This is a genomic window from Paenibacillus sp. FSL H8-0034 (genome assembly GCF_038000305.1).
GTDB lineage: Bacteria > Bacillota > Bacilli > Paenibacillales > NBRC-103111 > Paenibacillus_S.
Genome location: NZ_JBBOBS010000001.1, coordinates 3,068,310 through 3,083,475 on the forward strand (window position 1 = coordinate 3,068,310; position 15,166 = coordinate 3,083,475).

Genomic DNA, 15,166 nt, shown 5'->3' on the forward strand with positions numbered 1-15,166 from the left:
GATAAACTGAAGTAGTCATCGATGATCACGATACTAACGAAGCAACTTTTTCCACGAAAACGATAAGGAGGACCCAGAACTGAATGCTGCTCTCTAGACGCAATTGGGCCAAGTATTTTGCCTATTACACCATGCTGCTGCCCGGAATTATTTATTACATCGTTTACAAATATTTTCCGATGTACGGATTGATTATCGCATTTAAAAACTTCAGTATTGTGGACGGGATTATGGCCAGTCCCTGGAACGATCCCTGGTATGGCCACTTTCAGGAGTTCTATCAATCGCCTTATTTTTGGCAGCTGCTGGAGAACACCTTTTTGCTCAGCGTGTACAAAATGATAGCAGGTATCGTACCGCATATTGTACTGGCAATTTTTTTATTCGAATGCAAGGTTGTTTGGTTTCGCAATGTGGTCCAGACGCTGAGCTATATGCCTCACTTTTTGTCGTGGGTTATTATTTACGGGATTTTGATTGCTTTCTTATCGCCCAGCTCCGGCCTGGTCAACAGCTGGATTGTAGGCTCAGGCCTGCAGCCGATTGCGTTTATGTCGTCGACGGAATGGTTCCGGAGCGTACTGGTCGGCTCGGATCTATGGAAGGATCTGGGTTGGGGTGCAATCATTTATCTGGCTTCGATGGCAGGCATTAATCCAGCGCTGTATGAAGCCGCCAAGGTGGACGGGGCTAATAAGTTTCGAATGATTTGGCACATTACGCTGCCGGGCATCCGCAACGTCATTGTGATGATGGTCATCCTGAAGCTGGGTCATATCCTCGATGCCGGCTTCGAGCAAATCTATTTGCTGTACAATATCAGCGTATATGAAGTGTCGGATATATTGGATACCTGGGTATTCCGAACTGGGCTTGAGCAGTTGAATTTCAGTCTCGCCGCTGCAGTCGGATTGTTCAAATCGTTGATTGGGCTTGTGCTGGTTCTTTTATCCAATCAATTGGCGAAGAAGTGGGGGGAGGGCATTTGGTAAACTGGACATCCGACCGATTATTTAATGCTCTTATGTATGTCACTCTGCTGCTGGTTTCAATCGCCGCTATATTTCCGATGCTTTATGTGGTATCCGTATCCATTACACCTTATACCGAGCTGCTGCGCAATGGCGGATTTATCGTAATCCCGAGATCCGTAACGTTTACGGCTTATAGAGAGCTGTTCCATCAGCCTTATATTCTTAGCGCTTTCAATATTACGGTGTTTATTACTGTGGTCGGGACGGCGATCAATCTCATTCTAACTACGCTGATGGCTTTTCCGTTAAGCCGCAAAGATCTGCCCGGCCGAAATATCGTTTTGATGATGGTCGTGCTGACCCTTCTATTCAGTGGTGGGATCATTCCTACCTATCTGATTGTCAAAGACACCGGGCTGTTGGATTCTGTCTGGTCGATGATCATACCCAACGCCATATGGAGCTTTAATGTATTGATTATGAAAAGCTTTTTTGAAAACCTGCCGGAAGAAATTATGGAATCTGCGCGGATGGACGGTTCGTCCGAATATGGTCTTCTTATCAAAATCGTCGTTCCGCTGTCGGTACCTGTGATGTTTACACTCGGATTGTTTTATCTGGTGGGTCACTGGAACGAGTTTTATCATGCGATTATGTATGTGACCAAGCCGGATATCCAGCCCTTGCAGGTGGTGATCCGCAATATGCTGATGCAGGCGCACAGCCAGGTTGAAAGTGTCGATGAGACGATCCCGACGATGACCCTGCAGATGGCAGCAGTTGTGTATGCCTCATTGCCCATTATTGTTTTTTATCCGTTTATTCAAAAGCACTTTTCCAAAGGAATCATTATCGGGGCGATCAAAGGATAATTATAAACAGAAAGAGGGAGTTCGAATGAATCGGAAATGGTTGATTATGATGTCGGTGCTCGTAACAGGGGGAATGCTGGCAGGCTGCTCCGGAGGAGCAGCTACAGGTGGAACCAGCACAGCGAAGGAGCCGGCGGCAGGTGCGGATAAAACACCGGCAAAGGCAATCAAAATTGAAGTGGCGCGTCCGGGAGGCAATCTGCCAAAGCCTGAGGAGGACCCATTGAAACAGGCAATTGATAAAAAGCTGAACGTCGATTTCAATATGGTGATGATTGGCGGGAGCGACTACAAGAATCAGATCAATGTTCGTTTGGCTGCCGGTAATTATCCCGACGTTTTTGAGCTGGAGCCGGGTGAAATTAAAAGCTTTGCCGACAAGGGTCTGCTGCTCGATTTGACACCCTATGTGCCTAAGCTTAAGCCTGTGCTTGATTTTCAAGGAAAAGAGGATTTCGAGAGAGGTTTTATTGGCGGCAAGCAGTATGCGATCGGACGGGATGCTAATCTTCCGTTCAATACGTTCCTGATTCGCAAGGATTGGCTGGATAAGCTCGGCTTGAAGGCGCCTGGGACACTTGAAGAGTTCAAAGCAGTAGCAAAGGCGTTCACGGAGCAGGACCCGGATGGAAACGGCAAGAAGGATACCATCGGCCTGACGGGATTCGAGCTGGACACGTTTGCCCCGCTGTTTGGATCGTTCGGAGTTGGCAGCCCCGGCAACCTTTATTTGAAAAACGACAAGCTGACGGATGCGATGTTCGATCCTATGATGAAGGATGCGCTTACCTACATTAAAGATCTCATGGATTCCGGCGGCGTGGATATGGAATATATAACGAACAAGAACGGGCTTGCCATCGAGAAAGCCTATCAAGGCAAAGCGGGCATTATTTATACAGGCTGGCAGAGCTTTCTTAGAAAAGATAGCGAGGTGAAGTGGAAGGGCGTGAATCCGAATGCACAGTGGGTTCAGTTGGCTTCCCCAAAAGGTCCGGGAGGACAATTTGATGCTTCCTACGATTATGGCAAGGCTCCACAATATTTTGTGATTTCCAAGGCTGTTGAGAAAGATCCGGCGAAGCTGCAAAAAATATTGGATGTTTTTAACTACATGGCAAGCCCGGAAGGCTTGAATTTGGTTTCCTACGGGATTGAAGGCAGACATTACAAGCTGAACGGCGGCAAGGTTGAACCGACAGAGCTGATGGATACGGAAGGAGGTTACTTTTCCATCTACCAAATGGCCGGACGTAAGGAGCTGGAGTACTTGTCCACACGGTTTCCTTATGTAGAAAAAGAGCTCAAGTTTACGAATGAGCAGCCTCGAATCAAGATTTTGAACAGCTATATTTATAATTATCCGGCGGGCTTCAACAAAAACGATATGGATCGGTTTACGAAGGACGAAATCATTAAGTTTATTCATGGAAAACGTCCTTTGACGGAGTATGACCAATTCCTGGCGACCTTGAATTCAACCTTTAAAAATGATGCTTATCTGGAGCATGCTGCCAAGTTGTTGAAGGAGAAGGGGATTTTGAAATAGCTTAATTATTTCACACTTGCAAGGGCTGTAGGGGGATTAAACCTCATGCAGCCCTTTGTTTGTTATAGGTGTCGAATTGTGTTTTCGAATCGTGCAATAGGCATAGACAAACGTCCTATATTATGGATAATAGGTAATGGGACCCAATTAGAGCCGAAAAAGAGGGAGTAAGGAATATGAAAAGGATCTTGGGCGGTAGCGCATTAATCATCATTGGAATCATAGAAATATTTGTTTACAGGAATTCGTATGAATATCATATGGTCACTTCCCCTAAGTTTACGATCCTGGTTTTTTTTCTCGTGGTAGTAGCTCCTTTGTTTTGTGGGCTTATGATACTCCTCGATTTTAAACCTTTTACCTATATCCAATCCAAGATAGTCTCTTATCTTTCGAATAGGAAGGCCAAGAAAAATCCATTAGCTATTCGGAGGGAATTGGAAAAAAATCTGCTGAAGCTGGCCTATACAAATAAGGGTGTTCTTACGGTTGTTGATGTTAGTTTACATACGGATCTGACTTTGGAGGCAGCCCAGGAAGCGTTGGAATATATGGTTAAACATAGCCATGCGAATATTAAAATTGCACAGAACGGAACGGTGCTGTATCAGTTTAGAGGCATTCTGACCGAGCGGGAAAAGAAAGCTGATAAAACGCTGGATGAATTGTTGGAAGAAAAGCTTTAAACGATTCAGGCTTGTCACCTGAACTATACAGCAAAATGAGTGGAGGCTATTCAATGCCAGTTCAACTATTGACTACAACAGCGGGCGTTCAATCCTCAGAAACGCTAGCAATATACATCTTTATCAGTGGATTTATATTGAATGGTTTGCTGCTCGCAGCTTTGATTTATTTGCTATACAACATATCGAAGCTGAAGAAGAACCCTGGATTCATCTCAGAGCCTACTGCAAGACCAAGCACGAAAAAGCCTGCCGAACAAGGCGTAGGACAAGTAATTGAGAAACAGATTCTGACTCTGGCTTCTAAGCGCGGCGGTAATTTGAGCGTCGTCGAAACGGCTTATTATACAAAGCTCTCTTTAGAATTATCGGAAAGAGCATTGGTGTCCTTTGTAACAAGAGGATTTGCTGAAATCAAAGAGAAAAAGGGAGCCTGTATCTACCATTTTCAAGGTATTCTTACTGAATACGAGAAGGTAACAGCCAAATCACTCGATGATTTATTGGACGACAGGTTTAGTTAGATTCGAAATATTAGAAGAGAAAGGAGTCTATACATGTCTGTATTCTATTATTCCAGCACTACATCTTCCGCGGGGGTCGAAATCTTTGCAACAGTCTTCGCTACTATATTTATATTAGTAATATTCTGTGCGCCGCTTTGTATTATTGATGCCTATTTTTACGGAAAATTTAGGGAAGCTAAAGCGAAACGAAAATCTTTTGGAGTTATTTTTGAGACACAGCTGTTGGAGCTGGCCCATGCAAAAGGAGGCACGCTGACGATTCAAGAAGTTTCCATGAATACGGATCTCTCACTTGAGGAATCGGAGCAGATGCTGGATTCATGGGTCAAACGTAACTTTGTTAATCTTCGAGTTTCGACTAGCGGTGATGTTCTCTATGATTTCCCAAGAATTGCATAATCTTCGAGTAGTTCTAATAACCCGGAGCAGCTAGCATCCCTATGATGGGACTAAGTGGCTTCGGGTTTTTATTATGGTCTCAACCCATCGCAATAACATACCCCTGTTAAATATTAACTCAACCCTATCCTTTAATTCTTTTCTATTCGGTAAGATAAATGAAGAGCGGAATGATGCTTACGAAGTCAGTTTTCTGGCGAAAACTTTTAGGAGGGAATCCATGTCCAAACAGCAGGCGGCCTTGCCCTGGCAGAGGCAATCAGCCGCAAAACACACGAAGTGGCACAGAATCAAAGCATACAAATGGCTGTATGTACTGCTGCTGCCGTCGATTGCTTATTTTTTTCTGTTCAGTATTGTGCCCTACTATGGGTTGACAATCGCTTTCAAAAACTTCTCGCCGTTTGTCGGAATTGCTGATAGCCCTTGGGTGGGGCTAAGGCATTTTGAACGGTTGATGGAGAACCCGGATTTTTATCGGCTGCTGAGAAACACGCTGTTGATCAGCCTGTACAAGCTCGGCTTTGGCTTTCCGGTTCCGATCCTGTTTGCCTTGTTATTAAATGAGGTGCGTTCGGTTGTATTCAAGCGCTCGGTACAGACGATTACGTACTTTCCGCATTTTTTATCCTGGGTGGTGTTCGGTGGGATTGTCGTTACCTTTTTGACTCCCTCGGGGGTCATTAATGCCATGTTGAAGGCTTTCGGCATGGCTCCGGTCAATTTCTTGGTGGATCAGCAGTTTTTTAGGCCGATTTTGGTCGTTACCGGTATTTTAAAGGATTTTGGCTGGAGTGCGATTATTTACCTCGCGGCGCTGGCGGGTGTCAATCCCGAGCTGTACCATTCGGCCAAGGTCGATGGAGCGGGCAAGTTCCAGCAGATGCTGCATGTCACGCTGCCCGGCATACTGCCGACGATATCGCTGATGCTGATTATTAATTTAAGCCATTTGCTGGATGCCGGCTTTGAGCAAATCTTCGTGCTGATGAATCCGACCGTATACGAGGTAGGCGATATTATCGATACGTATGTGTATCGGATGGGTCTGGAAAAAGGCCAGTTCAGTATCGCAACAGCAGTCGGTTTATTTAAGGGTGTCATAGGCTTTGTTCTGATTGTAAGCGCAAATTGGCTGCTGCGGAAATTCGATCAACGTTCGATCTGGTAAGAACAAGACACTGCAAGAAGACTTAATAAAAAGGAGGTTTCCCATGGTCAAAAGTGAGCGCAATGTACTCACGGACGTTTTGATTCACGCTGTACTTGTTCTGTTCTGTATCGTCACGCTGCTGCCGGTCGTGCATGTGTTCTCGGTTTCATTCAGTGACCCCATAGCTATTCACCAATCGAGCATTATGCTTTATCCGAAAGACATTACGCTCAGCGCGTATCAATATATTTTTTCAACACCGGCGCTGGTCAGAGCGTTCCTGATAACGGTTACGATTACGGTAGTGGGGACATTTTTGAATCTGGTATTCACGATTACGGCGGCATTTGCACTTTCCAAACGGAATTTGCCGGGGTTGAAGATCTTTATGATTCTGATTATTGTTGTCATGAATTTTAATGCCGGGATTATTCCGGGTTACCTCAATATCAAAAACCTGGGGCTGCTGAACAGCATATGGGCGATGATCATTCCGGGTCTTGTCAGTGCGTTCAACCTGATCCTGATGCGTAATTTTTTTATGGATTTACCTGAGGAGATCGAAGAATCCTCCAAGATGGATGGCTGCAATGAGTTCACATTCATTTGGAAAATATTAATCCCTCTATCGCTGCCAGCAATCGCTACGATTGGCTTGTTTTATGGAGTTGCGCATTGGAATGAGTTTTTTAAAGGCGTCTTTTATATTACGGATTCACGTAAATGGCCCTTGCAGGTACTGTTGAAGGTCATTGTGTTTGACGGCAACTTTACGAATTTGGCTGGAGCGGATACGGAGCAAATGAAGGTCGAGCCTGCCAATGTGCAAGCGGCCGCGATTATTTTTGCTACCTTGCCGATCGTGCTGGTGTATCCATTTTTACAAAGGCATTTTGTGAAAGGTATCGTGATGGGTGCTGTGAAAGGGTGAAACTTAACAGAGCAGGGTGAAACATTAAAGCAGTCTTATTATCAAAAACCATTTAGGAAGCTACCATTAATCGTGTAATCGTCAGTAAACGCAAGCAAATGAAAAGGGAGGTCTTACCATTGATTCGTAAATCATTACCTGTAATTATGACCGGAGTGGTCGCATCCTCATTGCTGTACGGCTGTACGGCACAAGAAACGAAGGCCCCTGCTGGCTCAGCGGCTAATACACCTGCCGGGTCACCGACTGCAGCACCCGCAAGCACAGCACCAGCCAAAATTTCAGTTATCAAGCCATTGTATCCGGGACACATTTATTACCCTGATTCCGAGCTGGAAAAGCTGGTTGAGAAGGGAGCCAATGTCGAGGTTACCTATGAGACTCCACCGAGCACGGAGTACAAGACCGCAATTAACGTCAAACTTGCTGGAGGGGATATCCCGGATATCGTCAATACGTTTTCTCCAGGCGATACCGAGCACAATGCGCTGATCGCTCAGGGGGCGTTTAGAGCCCTCGATGATTTACTGCCCAAATTTCCGAAGCTGCAGGCTTCCTTCAGCGATTCCATATGGAATATGCTCAAAAATCCCGCAGATGGCAAAATCTATGGAGTACCTTGGCTGCGGGACCGTGGGGGTACAGGGATTGTCATCCGTAAAGATTGGCTGGACAAATTGGGCTTGAAGGAACCCAAAACTTTAACGGAGCTTGTAGATGTACTTAAAGCGTTCCGCGATAAGGATCCTGACGGCAATGGCAAGCAGGATACGATTCCGCTCGCATTCAAAGACAATCAGCTGTTGAATGTGTATGCGCTGCTGCCGCTGTTCGGTGTCAATCCCGGCTGGTCTCCTGATCCGAAGGATAACAATAAACTGGTCAATGGCATTACCCAGCCGGGCGTGCTGGATACATTGAAATTTATTAGGGATTTAAGACAGGAAGGGCTGCTGGATCAGGATTTTCTGGTTGGCAAAACGATCGGCTTTGACAAATTTAAATCAGGGCAGGTGGGTGTGCTCTTAACAGGTCTCGGTGACTATAGGCAGCTTGCTGTGCTGCCCAACATGAAAGCGGAAATTCTTGATCCAATCGAGCATAACGGAAAGAAATGGGGGCTGGCGATGCCGGCCATACCGATTTCACGAACGAACCAAATCTCAGCCAAGTCCAAAAACCCGGAGGCGGCGCTGCGCTACCTGGAATACCAGATCACAGATGGCTTTGACTATATTCAATATGGGGCTGAAGGTAAAACCTACAGTATCGTCAATGGCATTAAAACCCCTTTTGCGGACGACAAGAAAGATAAGCAGTACAATACCAATGTAGGCTTGGAGCTGCTGCAGCCGGAATGGCTGTTCGTCGATACCGAAAAATACACGAAATTTGTTTCCAAGGATATTGCCCAGTACATCATCAAGAAGCTTGACGAATACGAGAAAAACAGTGTGTATGACTATCTTCGTCCAAATGTGGATTTCCCTTACCGTACGGAAACCTCCGTGCAGCAGACGCAAATTCTTACCGAGGGCTACAGTAAAGTATTGCTGGATACCGCAGTAGACCCGAACAAAACCTTTGAGGATACTATTGCCAAATGGAAAGCGGCTGGTGGCGATAAGGTTACTGAAGAAGTCAACAAGCTGCAAAAGGATAAATCTGCACCAAGCTATACCTTTAAAAAGAAGTAGGGCGATTTGTCAAACTTTAAAGAATTCATAGCCACTTTTACAAAATCATAATATAATAGACTCCTAAGCCAATCACAGCTGTTAAGGAGCTGCATATGAAAAATTTTGTAACCGTCATAGGTACCGTGTTCGTGGATTGTAAAGGTTTTGCCAAACAAAATTATATTCCGCAAGGAAGAAACTTGGGTAAAATCGAGTTTGTGCATGGTGGCGTAGGCCGCAATGTAGCCGAGAATCTTGCGAATCTGGAGTTAAATACAGCATTTGTATCCACTATGGATCATTCCGGATTAGGTCTCGAAATTAAACAACGTCTTCAGGATGTTCAAGTCAATACCGACTTTTTGAAGCCGGCGAATCAAGGTATGGGCATGTGGCTCGCTGTGCTGGATGAGAACGGGGATTTGGCCGGATCGATTTCGCAGATGCCCGATCTTCAAGCATTGGAAAGCGTATTTGCCGAATCCAGACAGGAAATTGTGGAACGCTCATCCCATATCGCTTTGGAGCTTGACCTGAATGAACAGATAAGCAGCTCAGTTATTTCGATGGCTGTACAACAAAACAAGCCTGTTTACGGAATTCCTGGAAACTTGGATGTTGTACTTAAAAACAGAGGTTTGCTCAAGCAGCTGGAATGCTTTATCTGCAATGAAGTGGAAGCCGAGCGGCTTTTTGATAAGCGTATAGGTACGACGAACCCGGACGAAATGCTGCAGGAATTGGTTCCTTTTGTAGATGCTGTTGGACTGCGCTCGATGGTTATCACTTTGGGGGAGCATGGCTCCGTGTATTATGACTCCGTTACCAAGGAACAAGGCCATCAGCCTGTTTTCCCGGTTAAGGTTGTCGATTCCAGTGGTGCTGGAGATGCTTTCTTTTCCGGAACTATTATGGGATTAGTGCGGGGGATGAGTCTTAAGGAAGCGGTTGTGTGCGGTACCAAGGTTGCGGGCTGGACAATAGAATCACAAGAAAACAACTGCCCCGATTTAAAAGTTAGAACGGGTAAAGACGAATATTTCCAGAGACTGCTTGTAAAATAAGCAGTCTTTTTTTTGTTCATCGCAATCTAGCATTCATCAACGGACACAGTCTATCACTTGCATCCCGCAAAATATGAAGTAAAATGAAGATAGATGTCGATCTGGTGGAGGTGGAGAAGCGATGAAGAGAAATGTGGGAAGGGTGCTGCTCGCTGCAGCTGTGATCATGATGCTCGTACAACCGCTATCTGCTGTACATGCCGGATTTTTTGATCGGGTGAAGGATATTTACAAGCTGCCGGAGCAGGTGGAGATCATTGAGAAGGAATACGAATCCACGAAGCAGCAGCTTCAGGAGCAAGTCAAAAAGTTCGACGAACAGAAGGATAAACTGACTGAAACGATAGCACGCTCGAAAGAAATGGAAGAGAGGCTGCTGGCCCAGAACAAACAGCTGCTGGAGCAAAATGAAGCTTTGCAAAGAGCTATTCAGTCAGCGGAACAGGACAAGCTGGACAAGGAAGCGCGCAACCGTAAGCTGTTCTGGATGGGAGCGACAGCTGTAGCTTTGATCGCAGGTTATTTTGTATCCGGTCGGTTAATACGTGTAGCGGTCTGGAAGCGGCAAAAGCGCAGCTTACGTAAATAGAAAATGGCAATTTATGGGAGGGTCGCAATGGACATTTCTTTTGAGCAGGCTGAACAAAGGACCCGGCTGGCAGTGCTTACGATGGATAAGGGAGAAGCCGTCCATGTGATGCATCCCAATCAAATTGTTGCTTTTCAAGGCCAGCCTTCCTTGCGTGAGGATTCCTTTATGAAGCTGTCCAATATGTACCGCAAAAAAAGATTCATTCAATCGCGGATCAGTGGTCCGTCACGTTGTATGCTGGGTCTACCCGAGGGCTATAGCCTGGGAATGGTTGCTATTAAAGAGGATGACGATCTGCTGTTTGAATTCAAGCATGTGTTGTTTTATATGGAGGGGATGACCTTTCGCACACATATTCAAACCATTCGTAATGCGATCATGACACGTGATTTGGTGAAAATGAGGTTTCAAGGACCGGGAAACCTGGGATTGCTAACGTCAGGACCGCTTTATCAGGTGGAGCTTCACCCGGATAACCCGTTGTTTGTCGATGTGAACTGTCTGGTTGCCTACCCCCAGCATATTGAGCTTAAGCCATGTGTATATGGAAATACGTTAGCCAGCCAGCATATGAACTATCATTGGGAGCTAAAGGGCACCGGTTCCGTACTGCTGCAGCCCTGCAAGCCTGACAAGCAGCTGGATGAGCATATGCAAGGTGACAGTCTGATTCGTCGGGTACTTAGAGAAGTGATTCCGTTCGGAGGGATCTTTATCAAATGAAATAAGCCACCGAAGTGGCTTCAGAGCTTAAACAAAACCTCGTACGGTAGCATGGGGTTTTTCTTCTGTTTGGAGAGATACCGTTTTAATTGAAGTGATCGGAATGATATTGATGCTATGGGGAGATTGATACTTCACAAAGCGTTCATCCATCTCAATAAGCGTCCCATTGGCAATGCTTCCGCCATCAATGAAAAGTATCGTGACCTTTTGATTGAGAAATTCTTTTAACATGGACCTCACATCCTTCCTAGTTCAGTGTACCCTAAAGTCGGAAAGAAGGCAAAGCAGACATTTCACCCAACAAGTTAAATCAGGCAGGTTAAACCTTAAGTTAGACCTATCTTAACCTGGAGCGATATCCGCTATGATATAACGGAACCAATAGTAAAGGTTGTTCAAAGAGCTGTTTTTGAGCACGCAAAATGACTGAAAAGGGTGGTTGAGATGTCTGCAAATGTTAATAATCCAATGAAAGATGTGCGGAATATTAAATGGGGTCTTGAGATTCCCCGCGAGCATTATTGTGATCAGCCCTATATCGTAATCACGGCAAGTGGAGATTGGGTATGCGTGATGACGACTGGAGCCGGTGTTGAGGGAGAGCGGGGACAGCATGTGGTCTCTGCAATCAGTAAGGACCAGGGTCAGACTTGGTCGGAGCTTACCGATATCGAACCGGCCGATGGTCCCGAGGCTTCCTGGGTCATGCCGCTTATTGTACCGAGTGGACGGATTTACGCGTTCTATACGTATAATAGCAGCAACAGGAGCGAGGTTATTTCGGATAGTGGTTCCCACATATCCCGAGTAGACACATTAGGTGACCTGATGTTTAAATATTCCGATGACGGCGGACGTTCGTGGTCGAAGGAGCGGTATCAGGTGCCGATTCGGAATATGCAGATCGACCGTGATAACCCTTATGAGGGCAAGGTGCAGTTTTTCTGGGGAGTGGGCAAGCCGATCATTCATGAGGATTCGGTATATATGGGGTTGGCCAAGGTGGGCAGCTTTGGTGATGGATTTATGGCATCTTCAGAGGGGATTTTTGTGAAAAGCAGCAATATTTTAACGGAGTTGTCTCCCGAACGAATTGAATGGGAAACACTTCCTGACGGAGATCAGGGGATTAAGGCGCCTTTGGGAAAAGTAGCGGATGAGCATAATCTGGTCGGACTGAGTGATGGCAGCTTGTACTGCACGTATCGTACGGTTGAGGGTCATAATGGTCAGGCCTACAGCCGTGATGGAGGTCATACGTGGACAAGTCCTGATTATGCCGAATATAATCCGGGAGGCCGGAAGATCAAGCATCCGCGAGCCGCTAATTTTGTACGCAGGTACAGCAACGGCAAGTACACGCTCTGGTTTCACAATCATGGTATGGACAATCGGGCAACCCCATCGCTTGCTTATCAGGATCGCAATCCTGTCTGGATGTGCGGTGGAATCGAAAAGGATGGGTACATTCTTTGGTCGCAGCCGGAAATCGTGTTATATGATGATGAACCGCGGACACGGATCAGTTATCCCGACTTTATTGAGCAAGAAGGCAAATATTTCATCTCCGAAACGCAAAAAACGATTGCACGAATCCATGAAGTCGATGCCGCATTATTAGAGGCAATGTGGAACCAGCATGACAATGACGAGCGGTCCGAGCGGGGCTTGGTTTTCGAGGTCGTGAAGCCGGCAACGATAGGAACAGACGCGCTTGTGGAGCTTCCAGAGCTGCCGAACCTTGCAGCCGGAGGCGGGTTTGCGCTTGATCTATGGATTTATCACGGAAGCCGTGGTGCAGCAGGAAGCCTGTTGGATACGAGGAGACGGGGTGGCAAAGGAATAGCCGTAGCTATGACCGAGCAGGGAACGATTCGTTTGACGTTGAATGACGGCAGAAGTGAATCTTCTTGGGAGTCCGATGAAGGACTGCTGCAATCCAACGCCTGGCAGCATATTGTGGTGAACGTTGACGGAGGTCCCAAAATCATTACGTTTGTGATCAACGGTGAGCTGGCGGACGGCGGCAAGCAGCGGCAGTTTGGCTGGGGACGGTTTTCACCACATATTCAGGATATCAACGGAAGTCGTCAGGTCCTGCTAGGAGCGGGCTGGGAGGGTCTGATCGGATCGTTTCGTATCTATGACCGCTATTTGCTGACCTCTGAGGCAGTTGGAAATTACCGTTTCGGCTTGACGTCACAATAATCCAAGGAAGAAAGGAGGGCAGATCCCGCATGAACGAGGAGCCATGGAAAAAATATATAAAGCTTGGTTTAAATCATCATTTGCTGTTTCCGGTAACCTTTGAGTCGGCAGCCGAGCATCGACGCACGATCAGGGAGGTGCTGGCTTATCCCGAGTTCGAGGTCATTGATATGTTCATTCCCGATTCCGATGAAGCCGCTGAAGAAGAAATTCCGTTGGTGCACGCCAGCGGCAAAGAGCCTGTGTATAACTGCCCACTGATGAACGGACCGAGGCTGAACCCGAACAGCCCTGACCGGGCCATCCGAATGGAGACCGTAGAGGCGGTAATCAAGCATTTGCGAAGAGGGTTAGATATTGGAGCACGCAAGGCCGTTATTGCGAGTGGACCGAATCCGGGAGAAGCGTTAATTGCCGAGCAAACCGCTTATTTCGTCGAATACGTAGCCGCACTGTGTGCGCGTGTTCCCGAGATCGAGCTGCTTATTGAGCCATTTGATCGCTCCATCGGGAAAAATCTGCTGATCGGATCAACTCGTGAAGCGGCTGAGGTTGTAAGACAGGTTCGAGCTCAGGGCTATGGGAACATCGGACTGCTGATCGACATGGGACATATCCCCTTGATGAATGAAACCTTCGCTCAGGCTGTGAAGGATTCACAATCCTATATCAGGCACGTACATCTCGGCAGCTGTGTGATGAGTAATCCCGCCAATCCGTTATATGGGGACATGCACCCGCCATGGGGCTACGAGGATGGGGAGCATGATGTAGTGGAACTGGTCGAATTTCTAAAAGCCTTGTTTGCATCCGGCTATCTGGGTGGAGAGGACCGGCCTTCCGTGACTTTTGAAATGAGGCCTTACCCTGGGAAAAGTGAACGGGAAAGCGTGGATATTTTTCTTGCCAAGCTGCGCGAGGCCTGGAAGACGCTTTGAGGTGCACCAAGGCTGAATGAACAAGGGGAGGATTAAGCAGATGAAATGGATGATTCGTGTAGATATGGAAGGCTTGACAGGTGTCGTCAATATGAAGCAGGTCGTGCCTGGCGCCGAAGACTATGGGTTTGGCCTGCAAATGCTGAAGCATGATTTGGCAGCTGTGCTGGAGGGACTCCTGCAAGCCGAAGAGGATGAGGTATGGTTGTATGACATTCATTTTTACGGTACGAATGTCGATCTGTTCCAGCTGGACCCGAGGGTTACCGCAATATGCGGCAAGCCGCATTACGGACCCGAGAACCTTGCCTTTCTGGATGGCAGCTTCGATGGAATGATTCTTCTCGGTCTTCATGCGAAGGCTTCTATGCCGGGGGCGCTGCTCAATCATAACTATGAGCATGATATCATCAAAATGAGCGTAAATGGTGTTGTTGTAGGCGAGATTGGACTGGAAGCCTTAATGGCAGGCGAGGCAGGCGTGCCTCTCGTTATGGTTACGGCGGATTCAGAGGGTGTGAAGGAAACGGAGGCATTGCTGCCGGGAACGGTTACGGTTAGTGTCAAGCAGTCGCTTGGCGACAACGCTGCCGCCTGCTATCCACCTTCGCGGACAGCAGCTCTGCTGAAAGCTGGTGCGATGGAATGCGCCACGGCAGCGAAGAGGCTGACACCCTATACAATCGCCGGACCGATTGAGCTGGATATGCAGTTCAAGCCGGGAGCTTTACTGGATAAGCTTAGAGTCAGATTGGCTGCTGCTTTCATCGAAGCAGACCGGATGGTTCTCACAGGTGACACCGTGCTGGAGGCCTGGAATCAATATTTGATTGCCAAATCCGATTGATGGCTTCGGCAGTTTAAGTAA

At 46.9% G+C, this 15,166-nt stretch carries 16 protein-coding genes; 15 read left to right on the forward strand and 1 reads right to left on the reverse strand.

Features of this window, described 5'->3' with window-relative positions; translation table 11 throughout:
- The first annotated feature begins 83 nt into the window (after window positions 1–83).
- From NST47_RS13640 to NST47_RS13695, 12 genes are all read left to right on the forward strand, one after another.
- Window positions 84–992 (forward strand): ABC transporter permease, encoded by a 909-nt coding sequence (locus NST47_RS13640; protein ID WP_341155657.1) that lies wholly within the window; start codon window positions 84–86, stop codon window positions 990–992.
- Complete coding sequence (locus tag NST47_RS13645) at window positions 986–1,846, forward strand: carbohydrate ABC transporter permease (RefSeq protein WP_445667378.1); 861 nt, start codon at window positions 986–988, stop codon at window positions 1,844–1,846. Before NST47_RS13640 ends, NST47_RS13645 begins: the two co-directional genes overlap by 7 nt.
- Before the next feature lie 25 nt (window positions 1,847–1,871).
- Window positions 1,872–3,395 carry an extracellular solute-binding protein gene (locus NST47_RS13650; protein WP_341155658.1) on the forward strand — a complete coding sequence of 508 codons (1,524 nt, stop codon included), beginning with the start codon at window positions 1,872–1,874 and terminating at the stop codon, window positions 3,393–3,395.
- Window positions 3,396–3,571: 176 nt separating this feature from the next.
- Window positions 3,572–4,081 carry a hypothetical protein gene (locus NST47_RS13655; RefSeq protein ID WP_341155659.1) on the forward strand — a complete coding sequence of 170 codons (510 nt, stop codon included), beginning with the start codon at window positions 3,572–3,574 and terminating at the stop codon, window positions 4,079–4,081.
- A gap of 53 nt (window positions 4,082–4,134) precedes the next feature.
- Window positions 4,135–4,605, forward strand: a complete 471-nt coding sequence (locus NST47_RS13660) for a hypothetical protein (protein ID WP_341155660.1) — start codon at window positions 4,135–4,137, stop codon at window positions 4,603–4,605.
- 33 nt (window positions 4,606–4,638) lie between these two features.
- Window positions 4,639–5,007 (forward strand): hypothetical protein, encoded by a 369-nt coding sequence (locus NST47_RS13665; RefSeq protein WP_341155661.1) that lies wholly within the window; start codon window positions 4,639–4,641, stop codon window positions 5,005–5,007.
- Between the two features lie 220 nt (window positions 5,008–5,227).
- The gene (locus tag NST47_RS13670) at window positions 5,228–6,178 is read left to right on the forward strand and encodes an ABC transporter permease (RefSeq protein ID WP_341155662.1); all 951 of its coding nucleotides are present in this window, start codon (window positions 5,228–5,230) and stop codon (window positions 6,176–6,178) included.
- A gap of 43 nt (window positions 6,179–6,221) precedes the next feature.
- A complete protein-coding gene (locus tag NST47_RS13675; RefSeq protein ID WP_076227967.1) occupies window positions 6,222–7,091 on the forward strand; it encodes a carbohydrate ABC transporter permease in 870 nt (289 codons plus the stop codon).
- 119 nt (window positions 7,092–7,210) lie between these two features.
- The gene (locus NST47_RS13680; protein WP_341155663.1) at window positions 7,211–8,788 is read left to right on the forward strand and encodes an extracellular solute-binding protein; all 1,578 of its coding nucleotides are present in this window, start codon (window positions 7,211–7,213) and stop codon (window positions 8,786–8,788) included.
- A 95-nt stretch (window positions 8,789–8,883) separates the two neighbouring features.
- Window positions 8,884–9,834 (forward strand): carbohydrate kinase family protein, encoded by a 951-nt coding sequence (locus NST47_RS13685; protein ID WP_341155664.1) that lies wholly within the window; start codon window positions 8,884–8,886, stop codon window positions 9,832–9,834.
- A gap of 121 nt (window positions 9,835–9,955) precedes the next feature.
- A complete protein-coding gene (locus NST47_RS13690) occupies window positions 9,956–10,423 on the forward strand; it encodes a hypothetical protein (protein WP_076227961.1) in 468 nt (155 codons plus the stop codon).
- Window positions 10,424–10,450: 27 nt separating this feature from the next.
- Window positions 10,451–11,149 (forward strand): AIM24 family protein, encoded by a 699-nt coding sequence (locus NST47_RS13695; protein WP_240414034.1) that lies wholly within the window; start codon window positions 10,451–10,453, stop codon window positions 11,147–11,149.
- Between the two features lie 27 nt (window positions 11,150–11,176).
- On the opposite strand, the gene NST47_RS13700 is transcribed toward NST47_RS13695, so the two are convergent.
- A complete protein-coding gene (locus NST47_RS13700; RefSeq protein WP_076227957.1) occupies window positions 11,177–11,383 on the reverse strand; it encodes a hypothetical protein in 207 nt (68 codons plus the stop codon).
- Between the two features lie 237 nt (window positions 11,384–11,620).
- On the opposite strand from NST47_RS13700, the gene NST47_RS13705 reads away from it, so the two are divergent.
- From NST47_RS13705 to NST47_RS13715, 3 genes are read left to right on the forward strand one after another with little or no spacing between them, the layout of a single operon-like run.
- Complete coding sequence (locus NST47_RS13705) at window positions 11,621–13,360, forward strand: LamG-like jellyroll fold domain-containing protein (RefSeq protein ID WP_341155665.1); 1,740 nt, start codon at window positions 11,621–11,623, stop codon at window positions 13,358–13,360.
- A 29-nt stretch (window positions 13,361–13,389) separates the two neighbouring features.
- Window positions 13,390–14,298, forward strand: coding sequence for a sugar phosphate isomerase/epimerase family protein (locus tag NST47_RS13710; RefSeq protein WP_341155666.1), 909 nt, complete (start codon window positions 13,390–13,392; stop codon window positions 14,296–14,298).
- 40 nt (window positions 14,299–14,338) lie between these two features.
- Window positions 14,339–15,145 (forward strand): M55 family metallopeptidase, encoded by an 807-nt coding sequence (locus tag NST47_RS13715; protein WP_341155667.1) that lies wholly within the window; start codon window positions 14,339–14,341, stop codon window positions 15,143–15,145.
- Window positions 15,146–15,166: the final 21 nt, after the last annotated feature.